This window comes from Nonomuraea sp. NPDC004354 (assembly GCF_053602555.1).
The window spans coordinates 177,522-192,575 of sequence record NZ_JBSGDV010000003.1 but is presented as its reverse complement, the minus strand read 5'-3'; the positions used below and the strand labels follow the sequence as shown (position 1 = coordinate 192,575).

The 15,054-nt window shown below is 71.4% G+C and carries 13 protein-coding genes; 11 read left to right on the top strand and 2 right to left on the bottom strand.

All coding sequences use genetic code 11. The features are described 5' to 3' along the window. The first annotated feature begins 142 nt into the window (after window positions 1-142). The 3 genes from ACWENQ_RS11580 (at window position 143) to ACWENQ_RS11570 (ending at window position 3,115) form a co-directional block, all read left to right on the top strand. Window positions 143-646: a DUF5682 family protein gene (locus tag ACWENQ_RS11580; RefSeq protein WP_452414518.1), complete on the top strand. Its 504-nt coding sequence runs from the start codon at window positions 143-145 to the stop codon at window positions 644-646. Beyond that, entirely contained in the window at window positions 639-1,772 is a 1,134-nt protein-coding gene (locus tag ACWENQ_RS11575; protein WP_449927221.1) for a VWA domain-containing protein, read from the top strand. Before ACWENQ_RS11580 ends, ACWENQ_RS11575 begins: the two co-directional genes overlap by 8 nt. Window positions 1,773-2,101: 329 nt before the next feature. Continuing rightward, on the top strand, window positions 2,102-3,115 hold the full coding sequence (locus ACWENQ_RS11570; protein ID WP_449927223.1) for an aldo/keto reductase: 1,014 nt from the start codon (window positions 2,102-2,104) through the stop codon (window positions 3,113-3,115). A gap of 712 nt (window positions 3,116-3,827) precedes the next feature. Here the strand turns inward: ACWENQ_RS11570 and ACWENQ_RS11565 are convergent. Further along, window positions 3,828-5,264 (bottom strand): MFS transporter, encoded by a 1,437-nt coding sequence (locus ACWENQ_RS11565; protein WP_354907389.1) that lies wholly within the window; start codon window positions 5,262-5,264, stop codon window positions 3,828-3,830. Window positions 5,265-5,386: 122 nt separating this feature from the next. Between ACWENQ_RS11565 and ACWENQ_RS11560 the strand changes: the two genes are divergently transcribed. Further along, window positions 5,387-6,106 carry a TetR/AcrR family transcriptional regulator gene (locus tag ACWENQ_RS11560; RefSeq protein WP_449927228.1) on the top strand — a complete coding sequence of 240 codons (720 nt, stop codon included), beginning with the start codon at window positions 5,387-5,389 and terminating at the stop codon, window positions 6,104-6,106. A gap of 523 nt (window positions 6,107-6,629) precedes the next feature. On the opposite strand, the gene ACWENQ_RS11555 is transcribed toward ACWENQ_RS11560, so the two are convergent. Continuing rightward, window positions 6,630-7,838: an ROK family protein gene (locus ACWENQ_RS11555; RefSeq protein ID WP_452413981.1), complete on the bottom strand. Its 1,209-nt coding sequence runs from the start codon at window positions 7,836-7,838 to the stop codon at window positions 6,630-6,632. Window positions 7,839-7,968: 130 nt separating this feature from the next. Between ACWENQ_RS11555 and ACWENQ_RS11550 the strand changes: the two genes are divergently transcribed. The 7 genes from ACWENQ_RS11550 (at window position 7,969) to ACWENQ_RS11520 (ending at window position 15,054) form a co-directional block, all read left to right on the top strand. Continuing rightward, a complete protein-coding gene (locus ACWENQ_RS11550; protein WP_452413979.1) occupies window positions 7,969-9,051 on the top strand; it encodes a sugar ABC transporter substrate-binding protein in 1,083 nt (360 codons plus the stop codon). Window positions 9,052-9,106: 55 nt separating this feature from the next. Then, window positions 9,107-10,081, top strand: coding sequence for an ABC transporter permease (locus ACWENQ_RS11545; protein ID WP_452413978.1), 975 nt, complete (start codon window positions 9,107-9,109; stop codon window positions 10,079-10,081). After that, window positions 10,078-10,854 (top strand): ATP-binding cassette domain-containing protein, encoded by a 777-nt coding sequence (locus tag ACWENQ_RS11540; RefSeq protein WP_449927240.1) that lies wholly within the window; start codon window positions 10,078-10,080, stop codon window positions 10,852-10,854. Before ACWENQ_RS11545 ends, ACWENQ_RS11540 begins: the two co-directional genes overlap by 4 nt. 64 nt (window positions 10,855-10,918) lie before the next feature. Beyond that, on the top strand, window positions 10,919-11,794 hold the full coding sequence (locus tag ACWENQ_RS11535; protein ID WP_452413976.1) for a sugar phosphate isomerase/epimerase family protein: 876 nt from the start codon (window positions 10,919-10,921) through the stop codon (window positions 11,792-11,794). Next, on the top strand, window positions 11,791-12,480 hold the full coding sequence (locus tag ACWENQ_RS11530; protein WP_452413974.1) for a nucleoside/nucleotide kinase family protein: 690 nt from the start codon (window positions 11,791-11,793) through the stop codon (window positions 12,478-12,480). Before ACWENQ_RS11535 ends, ACWENQ_RS11530 begins: the two co-directional genes overlap by 4 nt. Before the next feature lie 184 nt (window positions 12,481-12,664). Further along, window positions 12,665-14,041: an MFS transporter gene (locus ACWENQ_RS11525; protein ID WP_452413973.1), complete on the top strand. Its 1,377-nt coding sequence runs from the start codon at window positions 12,665-12,667 to the stop codon at window positions 14,039-14,041. A gap of 8 nt (window positions 14,042-14,049) precedes the next feature. Further along, a complete protein-coding gene (locus tag ACWENQ_RS11520) occupies window positions 14,050-15,054 on the top strand; it encodes an enolase C-terminal domain-like protein (RefSeq protein WP_452413971.1) in 1,005 nt (334 codons plus the stop codon).

Here is a 15,054-nt window from a genome sequence, read left to right as displayed (position 1 = left end):
ACCCGATCGATCCGCAGGCGAGCATCTCGAGTCTGACCGGCCCTCACCTGGCCGATCCTCACCAGACCGATCCTCACCCGATCGGCCCTCGACCGGGGGATTCGCGAATGAACCGGCCACCTCCGACCGATCTTCGTCCGACCTGCCGGGTGGCGGCGCATCCCCCAAGGCGTCGCCGAAGACCCGATGGCTGGCGACGTTGCACGCCGTGTGCGACCGCTCCGAGCCGCACGGCCTCATCGAGGGCCGTCTCACCCGCCTCCTCCTCGACGCCGGACAGCTCGCCCTCGACGACGCGAGCGACCGCATGTCCAGGGCGATGTCCCACGGCAACCCTCCCGCCAGGTCCGCCGCGTGGGTCGAGGGCTTCCTGGCCGGCGGCGCGCTCATGCTCGTCCACGACCCTCGCCTGCTGGCCCTCGTCGACGGCTGGCTGACGGGCCTGACCGGCGACCAGTTCACCGAGGTGCTGCCGCTGCTGCGCCGCACCTTCGCCGCCTTCGAGGCTCCGGAGCGGCGCGCGATCGGGGAGCGGGTGCAGGCCGCGGGCGCCGGTACAGCCGGCCGTCCGGTCGAGGTGGACGAGGGCCGGGCGGCGCCTGCCGTACGCACCGTGCAGATGATCCTGGGGGTGGCACGTGGATGAGCGGCTGCGCAGGTGGCGGCTGGTGCTGGGCGGCGGTGACGCCGACGGCACGGGGGTCGTGCCGCGCGGCGCCGACGCCCGGATGGACGAGGCGCTCGCCGCCGTCTACGAGAGCGAGCCGGACCGGGCCGGCGGGCTCGGCGCGTCGGCGCCGCGGGTGGCGCGCTGGCTGGGCGACATCAGGTCCTGCTTCCCTTCCACGGTCGTGCAGGTCATGCAGCGGGACGCCATCACACGGCTGAACCTCACCCGGCTGCTGCTCGAACCGGAGATGCTCGACGCCGTCGAACCGGACGTCCATCTCGTCGGCACCCTTCTCGCACTCAACAGGGTCATGCCAGATGAGTCGCGGGAGTCGGCACGCGCGGTCGTCCGGCGGGTGGTGGGCGAGCTGCAACGCAGGCTGACCGAACGCACCAGGTCGGCGATCGCGGGCGCCCTCGACCGGACGGCCAGGACCCACCGGCCACGCAACGCCGCCGACATCGACTGGGACCGCACGATCAGGGCGAACCTGCGGCACTACCTTCCCGACCGGCGTACCGTCGTGCCGTCCAAGCTGGTCGGCTACGCCCGGCAGCAGAGCGCCGTGCGGCGTGAGGTGGTGCTGTGCGTCGACCAGAGCGGGTCGATGGCGTCCTCGGTGGTGTATTCGGGGGTGTTCGGGGCGGTTCTGGCGTCGATGCGGTCGCTGAAGACGTCGCTGGTGGTGTTCGACACGGCGGTGGTCGACCTCACCGACCAGCTGCACGATCCGGTGGAGGTGCTGTTCGGCACGCAGCTCGGCGGCGGCACGGACATCAACAGGGCCCTCGCCTACGGTCAGGAGTTGGTCACCAGGCCGGCTGACTCCATCTTCATCCTGGTCAGCGACCTGTTCGAGGGCGGCGTGCGCCAGGAGATGCTGCGCAGGGTCGCGGCGATGACGCGAGCCGGGGTGCAGGTGATCGTCCTGCTGGCGCTGTCGGACGAGGGCGCGCCGTTCTACGACCACGACAACGCGGCGGCGCTGGCGGCGCTGGGGGTTCCGGCGTTCGCCTGCACCCCCGACGCCTTCCCCGACCTCATGGCGGCCGCGATCCAGCGGCAGGACCTCACCCAGTGGAAGGAACGCCACCTTCCCTGACGGCCCGGCCCTGACGGCCCGGCCCTGACGGCCCGGCCCTGACGGCCGGGGCCTCCGGGGCTTGACGGGCGGGCCGTTCGGATCCGGTCGTCCGGTGGTGCTCGCGATCGTTTACAGTCCTCGCCGTAAAGATCACAATGATGTGGAAGGCAATGCGGTGCCCGTCCTGGCGCCGCGGCGGGCGTCCAGAGCCCGTGGGCCTCCCTCCGGCTCGCCAGGCACTGCGAAGGACGTGGCATCGCCGCGGCGAGGATCAGGGACGGAGTCGGGGCGAACGCTGATGATCGACAGGGAGCGCGTCGACGCCCCTGCCATGGAAAGGACTGATCATGCGTTACCGGCTGTTCGGATCGACCGGCCTGCGGGTCTCGGAACTGTTCTTGGGCGCGATGACGTTCGGGGAGCAGGGCGGGGTGGGCGCACCGGTCGAGGAATGCCGCAAGATGCTGGACATCTACGCCGAGGCGGGCGGCAACGTGCTCGACACGGCGATCAACTACCGCGGCGGGGCCAGCGAGGAGATCCTCGGCGAACTGCTCGACGGCCGCAGGGACTCGTTCGTGCTGGCCAGCAAGTACACCGTCTCCCGCGACGGCGCCGACCCCAACGCGGCGGGCAACCACCGCAAGAACCTCACCGCCTCCCTGGAGACCAGCCTGCGCCGGCTGCGCACCGACTACCTCGACATCTACTGGGTGCACCTGTGGGACAGGCACACACCGGTCGAGGAGACCATGCGCGCCCTCGACGACGCGGTCCGCGCCGGGAAGGTGCTGTACGTCGGCATCTCCGACGCGCCCGCGTGGATCGTCTCCCGGGCGAACACGCTGGCCGAATGGCGCGGCTGGACCCCTTTCGCGGGGCTGCAGGTCCCCTACAGCCTGCTCAACCGCGACATCGAGCGGGAACTGCTGCCCATGGCCGAGGCGTACGGGATGACGGTGGCCGCCTGGAGCCCGCTGGCGGGCGGGGTGCTGTCGGGCAAGTTCGCCCAGGGTACGGCGGGGCCGGGCACCCGCATCAAGGCCGAGTCGATCAGCGCGCAGGACCTGGCCGTCGCCAACGTGGTGCAGGAGGTGGCCGAGGAACTGGATGTCACCAGCGCGCAGGTGGCCATCGCCTGGACGCGGGCCCGTTCGCGTGCCGTCCACCCCATCGTCGGGGCACGCACCGCGGCCCAGCTGGCCGACAATCTCGCCGCGCTCGACTGCGAGCTGCCGGACGCCGCGATGCGGCGGCTGGAGGAGGCCACCGGTTTCGTCGCCGGGTTCCCCCACGACTTCATCGCGCAGACCTCCGCCTGGGTGTTCGGGGAGTCCTCCCAGCGGGTCGACGGTCGCTGACCAGACGCCCGGAAGCTCCCAGGCGGATGCCGGGGGCTCCGGCGGATTTCGGCGGATGCCGGTGGATGCGCGACCGAGGTGTCTCGCGCCGCGCGGGGCTGTCTCGTCCACGCCGTCGTTCGCTGCCGAAGAGGGCCTCGGAGAGGCGGCAGGGGGCGGCGCTTCCTGCCGGTCATGCCGTCCTGGCGCTTCACCCCGAGGGGCGTTCCTCGGGGTGGCCGCCGCCGGTCGACGAGGTCCGGCCCGGAACTCGGGCCACGAGCCCTCCGGACGAGGCCCTCGTATGCGGGCGGTGTCGCCGTTCTATCGGGCTTCTTTGGGGTGAGGCGGGCGGTGTCGCCGTTCCGTCGGATGTGTCTTGGGTGAGCCGGTGGTTCGGTGTCGCCGTTCTGCCGGGCTTCTTCGGGACGAGGCCGGCGGTGTCGCCCGCCGTTCCGTGGGGTGTCTTCCGGGCGATGCGGTGGTTCCCCTGTTCCCGGTGGGTCTTCTTTGCCTGCGGCCGGTGCCGCTGTTCCGTTGGGTTTCTTCGGGGTGAGGCGGGCGGTGCCGCTCTTCCGTCAGCTTTGGGCGAGGCGGTCTGGGGGCTCGCTGTTCCGGCGGGCTTGCTTTGGGGCGAGGCCGCCGTACGCGGTCCGCTTCGCCGTACCGGAAGAAGGGGTGGAACGGCGAAGCCCCGGTCATGAGGTGACCGGGGCGCCTGCCGTGGCGGAGATCAGTGCATGGACTCCTCGCGAGCGTGGCGGGGCAGGAGGAAGGAGAGCGCGCAGGTCACGAGCAGCAACCCGATCTCCACCCACACCGTCACCTGCATCGCGTCGCCGAAGCTCCACTGGCTCTTGAGCAGGTTGAAGAACAGCGTGCCGAGCACGGCGGCGCCGAGCGCGCTACCGAGCTGCTGGATGGCGGTCAGCGTGCCGGAGGCCGAGCCGGACTCGTGCGGCTCGACGCCCGCCAGCACGATGTCGAAGAACGGGGCCATGGTCAGGCCCATGCCGATGCCGACCAGCGCGAGGCCGGGAGCCAGCTGCCAGGCGCTGACGTCGAGTCCCGCGAGGTGGATGGTGAGGCCGAGCACGCCCGCGCCGGTCGCCATGACGGCGGTGCCGATCTGCAGGAGCGTACGGCCGAGCTTGGCGACCAGGGCCATGGCGATGCCGAAGCCCGCGATGCCGCCGATCGCCTGCGGAAGGCTGGCCAGGCCGGCCTGGAACGGGGTGAAGTGCAGGCCCTCCTGGACGTACAGCATGAAGACCAGGGACAGGCCGATCATGCCGGTGAAGAACGACAGGCCCGCGACGAGGCCGCCGGTGAAGGCGCGCTTGCGGAACAGGCTGGGGGTGACCAGCGGGTCCTTGCCCGTACGCTGGCGGCGCGACTCGTAGGCGCCGAAGATCGCGAACATCACGATCGAGCCGGCCATCGAGACGAACGTCCAGGCGGGCCAGTCCTGCTCCTGTCCCTGGATCAGCGGGAAGATCAACAGGAAGGCGGCGGCGGAGACGATCAGCATGCCGACCAGGTCGAGCCTGGTGGCGTTGGACATGCGGAACTCCGGCAGGAACTTCAGCGCGGCGAGCACGGCGGCGACGCCGATCGGCAGGTTGATCAGGAAGATCATGCGCCAGCCCGTGCCGAACAGGTCGGCGTCGACCAGCCAGCCGGCCAGCACGGGGCCGCCGACGGAGGAGATGGTCATGACGGGGCCGAACATGCCGAACGCCTTGCCGATCTCCTCGGGCGGGAACATCTCCTTGATCAGGCCGAGGCCCTGGGGGATCATCACCGAGCCGAACAGTCCTTGCAGCACGCGGGCGGCGATCAGCATCTCGGGGCTGACGGACACGCCGCACAGCAGGGAGGCGGCGGTGAAGCCGAGGGCGCCGATCACGAACATGCGCTTGCGGCCGTAGAGGTCGCCGAGCCGGCCACCGGTGATCAGCCCGACCGCCATGGCGAGGGTGTAGCCGGAGATCAGCCATTGGATGAGGCTGGCCGAGCCGCCGAGCTCCTTCTGGATGGTCGGGGCGGCGATCTGGGTGATGAGCGCGTCGATCAGGTCCATGATCTCGGCGGCGAGGATCACGAAAAGGGCGGGCCAGCGCCACCGGTAGGCCACGGTGTCCGCCGTGGCGGAGGTGGTCGTCGTCATGGGGGGCTCCTTGGGGGGAAACGATTTTCTGTATTCGAACCCCGTTCCTAAGGACGAACGGCGTTCGTTGGCGGACACTGTTCTATGTACGAACGCCGTTCGTGTCAAGTACATTGTTCGTCATGGAGCCACTGCCCGCGCCTCCGTGGCGGAAGACACGTACCCCCAAGCCGGTGAAGCCGCAGCTCACCCAGGACCTCATCGTGGAGACGGGGCAGCGCATCGTGGGCCGTGAAGGCCTCGACGCGCTGAGCATGCGCAAGGTCGCCCAGGAACTCGACACCGGACCGGCCTCCCTCTACGCGCACGTCGCCAACAAGGAGGAACTACTGGAACTGATCTACGAGCGGGTACTGGCCGAGATCGAGGTGCCGGCCCCCGAACCGGAACGCTGGGCCGAGCAACTACGCGAGACCGTGCTCACCATGCACCACGTGCTCAACTCCCATGGCGACATCGGGAGAGTGTCGCTGGCCAACGTGCCGATGGGGGCGAACTCCATGCGCCTGGGCGAGGGCATGCTGGCCATCATGATCGAGGGTGGGGTGCCGCCCCGGCTGGCCGCCATCGCGGTCGACCGGCTCGGGATGCTCGTCGCCGCCGACGCCTACGAGGGATCGCTGTACACCTCCCAGCAGCGGTCCAGCGGGATGGACGTCGAGACCTTCGTGGCCGACATGTTCACGCAGATGGAGGACTACCTCCGCAACCTGCCCCCGGAGCGGTTCCCGTATCTGACCCGGTACGCGGCGGAGATGGTGCGGCCGAGCGGGGAGGAGCGGTTCGAGCTCGGGCTGGACCTGCTGATCGCGGGGCTCGCGGCGCACGTCCGTTCCGACTGACATACCTACCCGGCGTCTCCCACGAGGCGGGGCGCCCGCGCCCAGGTGGGGCCGGGCGCTCTCCTCCGGGGGATTCGGCCGGCCTCGGCGGCGGTGCCGCGCATGCGGGACGTGCGTGTCCCGGCGGTGCGGCGCGTACCGGTGTGGGTGTCGCGTCGGATCGGCGGCGGTGCGGCGCATGCGGGACGTGCGTGTCCCGGCGGTGCGGTGTCCCGGCGGTGCGTGCCGGCGTGGATGTCGCGGCGATGCGGCGCCTACCGGCACGGGTGTCCCAGCCGTGTGGTGCACGCCGATGTGGGTTTCTCGGCGGGCCGGACGTCCCGGCGGTGCGGCGCGTGCCGGCGTGGGTGTCTCGGCGGGGTGCGCGTATCGGCGGCGGTGCGGCGCGGGGCGGGCGTGCGTGTCCAGCGGTTCCGCGTGTGCCGGTGTGGGTGTCTGGGCGGTGCGGTGCGGGGCCGGTGTGGGTGTCCCGGCGGTGTGTGTCGGTGTGGGTGTCTGGGCGGTGCCGTGCGTGTCGGTGCGGCTACGGCGCCGCCCCGTCGACCAGTTCCTGCACGCGCTGCGGCGCGTAGATGCCGTCCACCAGCAGTTGCGCCAGCCCGAGGATCCCCGCGTGCGGGTCCAGCTCGCTGCGGACGATCTGCAGGTTGCGGGTGGCCAGCGGCAGCGAGCGCCGGTAGACGATCTCGCGGATCCCGGCGAAGAGCAGTTCGTCGGTGTGGGCGAGCTGGCCGCCGATCGCGATGACGCGCGGGTTGAACAGGTTGACGGTGTCGGCGATGGCGCCGCCGAGGATGCGGGCCGCGCGCCGGGCGAGCCGTACCGCGACGAGGTCGCCGCCGCGGATGAGGCGGACGGCGTCGTCGACGGTGTCCACCTCGCGCCCGGCCGCCTGGAGGTCGCGTACCAGGGCCCATCCTCCGGCGTAGGCCTCCACGCAGCCGGCGTTCCCGCACCGGCAGAGCGGGGGCTCGGTGGTGTCGTCGACGGTGACCTGGGTGTGGCCGACGTCGCCGGCCGCGCCGTCGGCGCCGCGGTGCACCTGGCCGCCCGCGACGAGGCCGGTGCCGACTCCGGTGCCCACCTTGACCATGAGCAGGTGGGGGACGTCCGGGTGGCGCAGGCGCTGCTCGCCGAAGGCCATGGCGTTGACGTCCTTGTCGACCAGGACGGGGCAGGCGTAGCGGGTGGCGAACCATCCGGGGATGTCGAAGCGGTCCCACCCGGTCATGATCGGCGGGCTGACCACGCGCCCGGTGGCGAAGTCGACGGGGCCGGGCACGTCGATGCCGATGCCGAGCACCGAGCTCGGCCGGTGCCGTCCTTCCTCGAGGATCTCGGTGAACAGCTCGTCGACGATGCCGAGGATGGTCTGCGGGCCCGCCGTCACGTCGGCGCGGGCCTCGCGCTCGGCTCGCACCCGCCCGCCCAGGTCGCACAGCGCGGTGCGCAGCCCGGTGGCGCCGATGTCGGCCACGAGCAGCACCCCGCGGTCGTGGTTGACGACGAACTGGCCCGCGGGCCGGCCGCGGGTGCGCGCGTCCTCGGGCGCGGGGACCAGCAGCCCGGCGGCGAGCAGCCCGTCGAGGCGCTGGTTGACGGTGGTGCGCGAGAGGCCGGTCCTGCGCATCACGTCCGTCTTGGTGAGGCCGTCGGACGCGCCGCGGAACAGGCTGAGGATCTCGCCCGCGCTGACTCCCCAACGCGGGACGGCGACGGTGGTTATGTCCACTGGACCACTGTAGCCATGGCTGGAACTAGACGTAAGTCAAGAAACTTTCGATTTCTAAAGTCAAAAGATGGGTTGTCCGATTTCAGAAGGCGGCTTACGGTCGTGCCATCGACGCTGAAAGGGGCATCCGATGCACGTCAACAGCAGAAACCGGCGAGCCGTGGCGATAGGCGCGGTCGTGGCCCTGGAGGCGCTCATGCTGGGAGCGTGCGCTTCCGGCCAGCCGTCCGGCTCGGGGACGAAGGTGGAGGCGGCGGGCGCGGGCGGCGGATCGATCGCCCAGGACAAGGCCGCCCAGGAGAAGTACGCCGCGGTGATCAAGGGTCTCGACAACCCGTTCTTCCAGGCCATGAAACAGGGCATCGACGACCAGGCCGGCGCGGGCGGCGTGACGGTCACCGTCCAGGCGGCCAACTCCATCACCGACACCACCGGCCAGGCCGACAAGCTGAACGGCCTCGCCGGGCAGGACTTCTCCTGCTACGTGGTCAACCCGATCACCGGCACCAACCTCATCCAGGGCCTCGCCCAGATCTCGGCGATGAACAAGCCCATCGTCAACATCGACAGCCCCGTCGACCCGACCGCGGCCAAGAGCGCCAACGTCAAGCTCGCCACCTACATCGGCACCGACAACGTCGAGGCCGGCAAGATGGCGGGGCAGCAGATGACCAAGCTGCTTCCCTCGGGCGGGAACGTCGCCGTCATCGGCGGCATCGCGGGCGACGTCACCAGCGGCGCTCGGGTGGAGGGCTTCCAGCAGGGGCTCGGCCCCAACCTCAAGGTCGTCCAGACCGTGGCGGCCAACTGGGAGCGCCAGGCGGCGCTCACCGCGGCGACCGACATCATGCGGGCGCACCCGGATCTGGCCGGCTTCTTCGCCGCCAACGACGACATGGGCCTCGGTGTCGCGCGCGCCGTCGCCAACGAGGGCAAGACGGGCAAGGTCAAGGTCATCAGCGTCGACGGCAACAAGGAGGCCGTCGAGGCGGTCAAGGCCGGAACACTGAACGGCACCGTCTCGCAGTACCCGTACGCGATCGGCGTGATGGGCGTCGAGGCGTGCCAGGCCGCCACGGCGGGCAAGACGCTGCCGCCCACCGTGAAGGCGCCGATCGAGATGATCGTCAAGGACAACGCCGACCAGGCGCTGGCCACCGCGCCCAAGCCGTTCCAGGCCTACGACGACCCGTTCAAGGCCCTCACCCAGTAGCCGCACCACCGTCGCGGCGAACCGTCAGGAGCGCGGCGACACGGAGAGAACAGACATGGCAAACGCAACCCTCGCGGCGCCCGACCGCGAAGCCTGGTCCGCCCGGCTCAAGGACCTGGGATTCTGGGCCGAGTGGGCCGCCCTCGTCGGGCTGGCCGTCCTGGTGGTCGTCTTCCAGGTGCTCAACCCGACGTTCCTGAGCCCGGGAAACATCGCCTCCATGCTGGTGGCCGCGGCGATCCTGATCGTCCTGGCGGTGGGCCAGACCTTCGTCGTCGCCACGGCGGGCATCGACCTGTCGATCGCCTCCACCATGACGCTGGGCGCGGTCGCCTTCGGCCAGGCCTACGCCGCCGGGTGGGGACTCGTGCCGGCGTGCGTGCTGGGGATCGTCGCCGCCGCCCTGGTCGGCGTCATCAACGGGGTGATCATCGCCAAGGGCAGGATCACGGACTTCATCGTGACGCTGGGAACGCTGTCGGCGGCCTCGGGGCTCGCGCTCATCCTGTCCGACGGCAAGCCCGTGACCATCATCGATCCGGCACTGCTGCGCCTGTCGACCGGCGGCATCGGCATCTTCGGCTGGCCGTTCCTCATCGCGGTCGCGGTCGCCCTCGCGGCGCACGTGACGCTCTTCCACACCAGGTTCGGCACCCACCTGCTGGCCACGGGCGGCGCGCCGGAGTCGGCCACGGCCATGGGGATCAGCACCGCCCGCATCAAGATCGCCGTCTACACGGTCAGCGGCGTCCTCGCCGGGCTCGGCGCGATCCTGCTGGTGGCCCGGATCGGTGCCGCGGAGCCGGCCGCCAACACCTCCTTCCTGCTGAACTCCGTGGCCGCGGTCGTGCTCGGCGGCGTGAGCCTCTTCGGCGGGCGGGGCACCATCATCGGCCCGTTCATCGGCGCCCTGCTGCTGGTGGCGCTGGTCAACGGCCTCACCCTGCTCGGCGTCTCGCAGTTCTACCAGCCACTGGCCGTCGGCATCGTCGTGGTGCTGGCCGCACTCCTGACGAGGTTCCAGCGATGACCGTCCAGCCCGAGCCCGGCCCCATGACCGGCGACACCCTGCTCCGCTGCGAGAACGTCTCGCTGTCCTTCGGCAACGTCCGCGCCCTGGTGGAGGTCTCGCTGACGCTGAGCGCGGGTGAGATCACCGCCCTCGTCGGCGACAACGGCGCGGGCAAGTCCACGCTGGTGCGCTGCATCTCGGGGATCCACCGGCCGCACAGCGGGCGCATCGTCTTCGACGGCGCCGAGATCGACTTCCACTCGCCCGAGGACGCCCGTGAAGCCGGCATCGAGACCGTCCACCAGAACCTGGCGCTCGTCGAGGACCTCACGGTCTGGCAGAACCTCTTCCTCAACCGTGAGATCGTCCACCGGGTGGGCCCCGTGGCCCTCCTGGACCGGCGGGCCATGCAGTCCCGTGCCAGGGAGATGGTCTCCACGCTCGCGGTCAACGTGCCCGCGGTCCGCTCACGCGTCAGGCGGCTGTCCGGCGGGCAGCGCCAGGCCGTGGCCATCTGCCGCGCGGCGGGCTTCAGCTCCAAGCTCGTCATCATGGACGAGCCCACCGCGGCGCTCGGCGTCCAGGAGACCGCCCGTGTGGAGGAGCTCATCGTCAGGCTGCGCGACGAGGGGCACGCCGTCCTGCTCATCAGCCACAACTTCGCCCAGGTGATGCGCCTCAGCCAGCAGGTGTGGGTCATGCGCGCCGGCCGCTGCGTCGGCGGGCGCCGTACGGCCGAGACCACCGGCGAGGAGATCGTCGCCCTGATCACCGGCGCCGCGGCCAGGTGACCCCGCGGCCCCCGAGGGCAGCCGGGCAACGACCCACGACCCCCGACAACCGACACGAGGAACCATGACCACCAAGACCAACCCGATCGGCGTCCACGCCCTGGTGTGGGCAGGCGACACAACCCCGGCGTCCATGGCGGCCGCGGTCGAGAAGACCAAGGCCGCCGGGTTCGACCTGCTGGAGATCTCCCTGCACGACTCGGCCAACCTCGACGTCGGCGCCACGCGGGAGGCCCTGCGCGCCGCCGGGCTGGGCGTGGCCTGCTCGCGCGGCCTGGCCTTCGACGCCGACGTCTCCAGCGAGGACCCGGCCGTGGTGGAGCGGGGCGAGAAGCTGCTGCACGACTCGCTCGCCGCGACCGCCGCCCTCGGCGGCACCCACTTCACCGGCGCCCTCTACAGCGCCCTCGGCAAGTACGGTCACCCGCTCACCGCCGCGGGACGCCGCAACGTGGTGGGGGTGCTGCGCGGCCTGGCCAGGGAGGCCGGCCGCCGGCACATGACGCTCGGCCTGGAGATCTGCAACCGCTACGAGACCAACGTCATCAACACCGCGCACGACGCGCTCGTGCTCGCCGACGACATCGGCGAGGACAACGTGCTCATCCACCTCGACACCTACCACATGAACATCGAGGAGGACGACTTCGTCCGGCCCGTGCACGAGGTGGGCGACCGGCTCGGCTACGTCCACGTCGGCGAGAACCACCGGGGCTACCTCGGCTCGGGGCACCTGGACTTCACCTCGTTCTTCCACGCGCTTGCCGACATCGGCTACGGTGGGCCGATCACCTTCGAATCCTTCTCCTCGGCGGTCGTGATGCGCGGACTGTCCAACGACCTGGCCATCTGGCGCGATCTCTGGTCGGATGGCGAGGACCTGGCGCGTCACGCCCACGCCTTCATCACCGACCAGCTCCACACGAGCCGCTCGCGATGACGGCTCTCGACGATCTGGCGGAGCGGGCCCGCTCCCTCGTCAGGGACGGGCACCGCGCGCTGCTCGGCATCGCGGGAAGCCCGGGGTCGGGCAAGACCACGCTCGCCGAGAACCTGGTCGCGCTGCTGCGGCAGGCCCCTCCGGCCGGTCTGCCGCCGCAGGAGTGGGTGGCCTACGTGCCGATGGACGGATTCCACCTGGCCGACGTCGAGCTCGACCGGCTCGGACGGCGCGACCGCAAGGGAGCGCCCGACACCTTCGATGCCGCCGGCTACGCGGCGCTGCTCGCCCGGCTGAGGGACGACGAGGACGACGTGGTCTACGCGCCCGCGTTCGAACGCGACCTGGAGCAGCCGATCGCCGGCAGCATCCCGGTCGCGCGCTCGGCCAGGCTGATCGTCACCGAGGGCAACTACCTGCTGGTCGACCAGGGTGACTGGGCGCGCGTGCGGCCCCGGCTGCACGAGGTCTGGTTCTGCGACCTCGACGCGGACGAGCGGGTGCGCCGCCTGGTGGCCCGCCACGAGCGGTTCGGCAAGGCCCACGACGCCGCCGTGGCCTGGGTGCTGGGCACCGACCAGCGCAACGCCGACCTCGTCGCCACCACCCGGGGTCGCGCCGACCTGGTCGTCCCCGCCACCGTCCTGCGCGCGATCGGAGACCCCGAGCAGGCACTGATCGACTGACGGCAAAGGCACTGACCTGCCACGATCGGCCGCGACCCCCGACCCGCCACGACCGGCCACGATCGGCCCCGGGTGGCCCGAGGCGGGACGCGGATCGGCCGGGCCGGTGCCGCCGGTCGTCAGACCAAATGCCTAGGACCCCTGCCCGATGTGCCGGACCCCGCCCCACCCATACGTTTCCGGCATGAAAGCGACCCTTGACCCCGCTCCTCCCGTCAGTGTGGTGTCCAGCGCGTACCGGTCCCTCAGCTTCGGCCTGGTCGCGCTCGTCATGCTTGTGGCGTTCGAGGCGATGGCGGTGGCCACCGCCATGCCCGTCGTCGCCCGCGAGCTCGACGGCATGCACCTGTACAACCTCGCCTTCAGCGCCACCCTGGCCGCCAGCGTGATCGCGACCGTCCTCGGCGGCCGGTGGAGCGACGTGAAAGGGCCGTTGCCGCCCATCGCCGTCGGCGTGGTCACCTTTGTCGGCGGGCTGCTGATCGCCGGGTTCGCACCCACCATGGAGGTGTTCGTCGGGGGCCGCTTCATCCAGGGCCTCGGCGCCGGCCTGATCCAGGTTTCCCTCTACGTCCTGGTCGCCAGGGCATACCCGCAGGCGATGCATCCCAAGGTGTTCGCGTTGTTCTCGGCCGCGTGGGTCATCCCCTCGATGGTCGGCCCCGCGATCGCGGGCCTGGTCGTGGAGAACGTCGACTGGCGCTGGGTCTTCCTCGGCGTGGCCCTGATCGTGGTCCCCTCCGCCCTGGTGCTCTGGCGCGGTACGGCGGGCCTCCGGCTCGACACCGGCACCGCCGAGCCCGCCCCCGGCCTGGGCGGCAAGCTCGTCTGGGCGACCCTGACGGCCGTGGCCGCCGCCCTGATCCAGTACGGCAGCGCGCTGGCCCTCGGCGGCGTCCCGCTGCTGGTCGCCGGTGTGGTCCTGCTGGCCGTGGCGCTGCCCAGGCTGCTGCTGCCCGGCTCCCTCAGGTCCGCCCCCGGCCTGCCGACCGCGCCCGTGCTGCGCGGCCTGGCCTTCGGCTCGCTGACCGCCGCCCAGGTGCTGATCCCGCTCATGCTCATCAACGAGCGCGGCATGTCGCCGATCGGCGCCGGCGTCGTCCTGACCGTCGGCGCGCTCGGCTGGTCCACCGGATCGTGGGTCAAGGGCCGCGGCACCGTCGGCAACCTGACCGCCCTGCGCGGCGGCGCCCTGATGATCGCCCTCGGCATCGCGCTGATCGCGCTCGTCCTGGTCGATGCCGTGCCCATCGCGCTCGCCTACGTCGCCATGGCGATCTCCGGCCTGGGCATCGGCGCCCTGCACCCGACGGTCTCGGTGCTGGTGCTGGAGAGGTCCAAGCCGGGCGAGGAGGGCCAGAACACCGCGGCCGTCGGCGTCGGCGAGTCCGTCTTCACCGTCGTGGCCGTCGCGGTCACCGGCGCCCTGTTCACCGCCAGCGGCGAGCACTACGTCGTCGGGTTCGCCTTCGCCTTCGCGCTCGCCGTCCTGGCCGCCGTGATCGCGCCCCGTTTGGCGCAGCCGGTTCCTCCGGGCACCATGGAAGGAGTCCGTTCTTAGGGGGAAACATGCCGCGAGTGCGCGAGCTGGAGGTCTTCCGGTTGGTCCTGCCGTACGGCAGGCGACCGGAGACCCTGCTCGTCCGGCTCACCGACCACGGGGGGATGAGCGGATGGGGCGAGATCGTCTCGCCCGAGCCGAAGCTGTGGGGCGCCCTGGAGGAGGGGCTGGCCGCACAGCTCATCGGCGTCGACTGGGAGCACCCCGACCAGGTGCCGGGCGGGGGCAGCGCGGTCGACATGGCGCTGTGGGACCTGTGGACCAAGATGCGCGGCGTGCCCCTGTCCCACGCGCTCGGCGGGGGCGGCACCTCACTCATGGCGACGGTCAGGCTGGGGCTCGACCCGTCCACCGAGAGCCTCGTCGCCCGGGTCAACCAGCAGATCTGCGGCGGCTACGCGCACGTGACGCTGGACGTGCGACCCGGGTGGGACATCGAGCCCGTGCGTGCCGTACGGCAGACCTATCCCGCCCTGAGCCTCGCCGTCGACTGCGGCGGCGCGTACACCTCCTCCGAGCAGCTTGCCGCGCTCGACGAGTACGGCCTGGAGGTGATCGAGCGGCCGTTCCCCGTCGACGACCCCTACGCCCACGCCGACCTGCAGGACAGGGTGCGCGCCTCGGTCGCGGTCGAGCCGCGCTCGACCGCCGAGCTCGACGACTACCTGACGCTGCGCGCGGCGAAGGTGCTGCTGCTGAGGCCGGCGGCGCTGCCGTCGCTGAGCGACGCCCGCAGGGCGCACGACCGCGCCGCGGCCGCCGGGTGGGACATCCAGTGCGCCGGAGGCCAGGGTGCGGGGCTGGCGCGGGCCGCGGCGGTCGCGGTGGCCAGCCTGCCGGGATGCACGCTGCCGTGCGACGTGACCCAGCCGCCGCGCAACGCGCAGATCGTGACACCGGCGGTCGGGGCGTCGGGCGGGGTGGTGGCGGTGCCGCTGACCCAGCCGGGCCTCGGGCACTCGATCGACGAGGAACGCGTGCGGCGGCTGGCGAAGGACTCCTTCCGCGCCTGA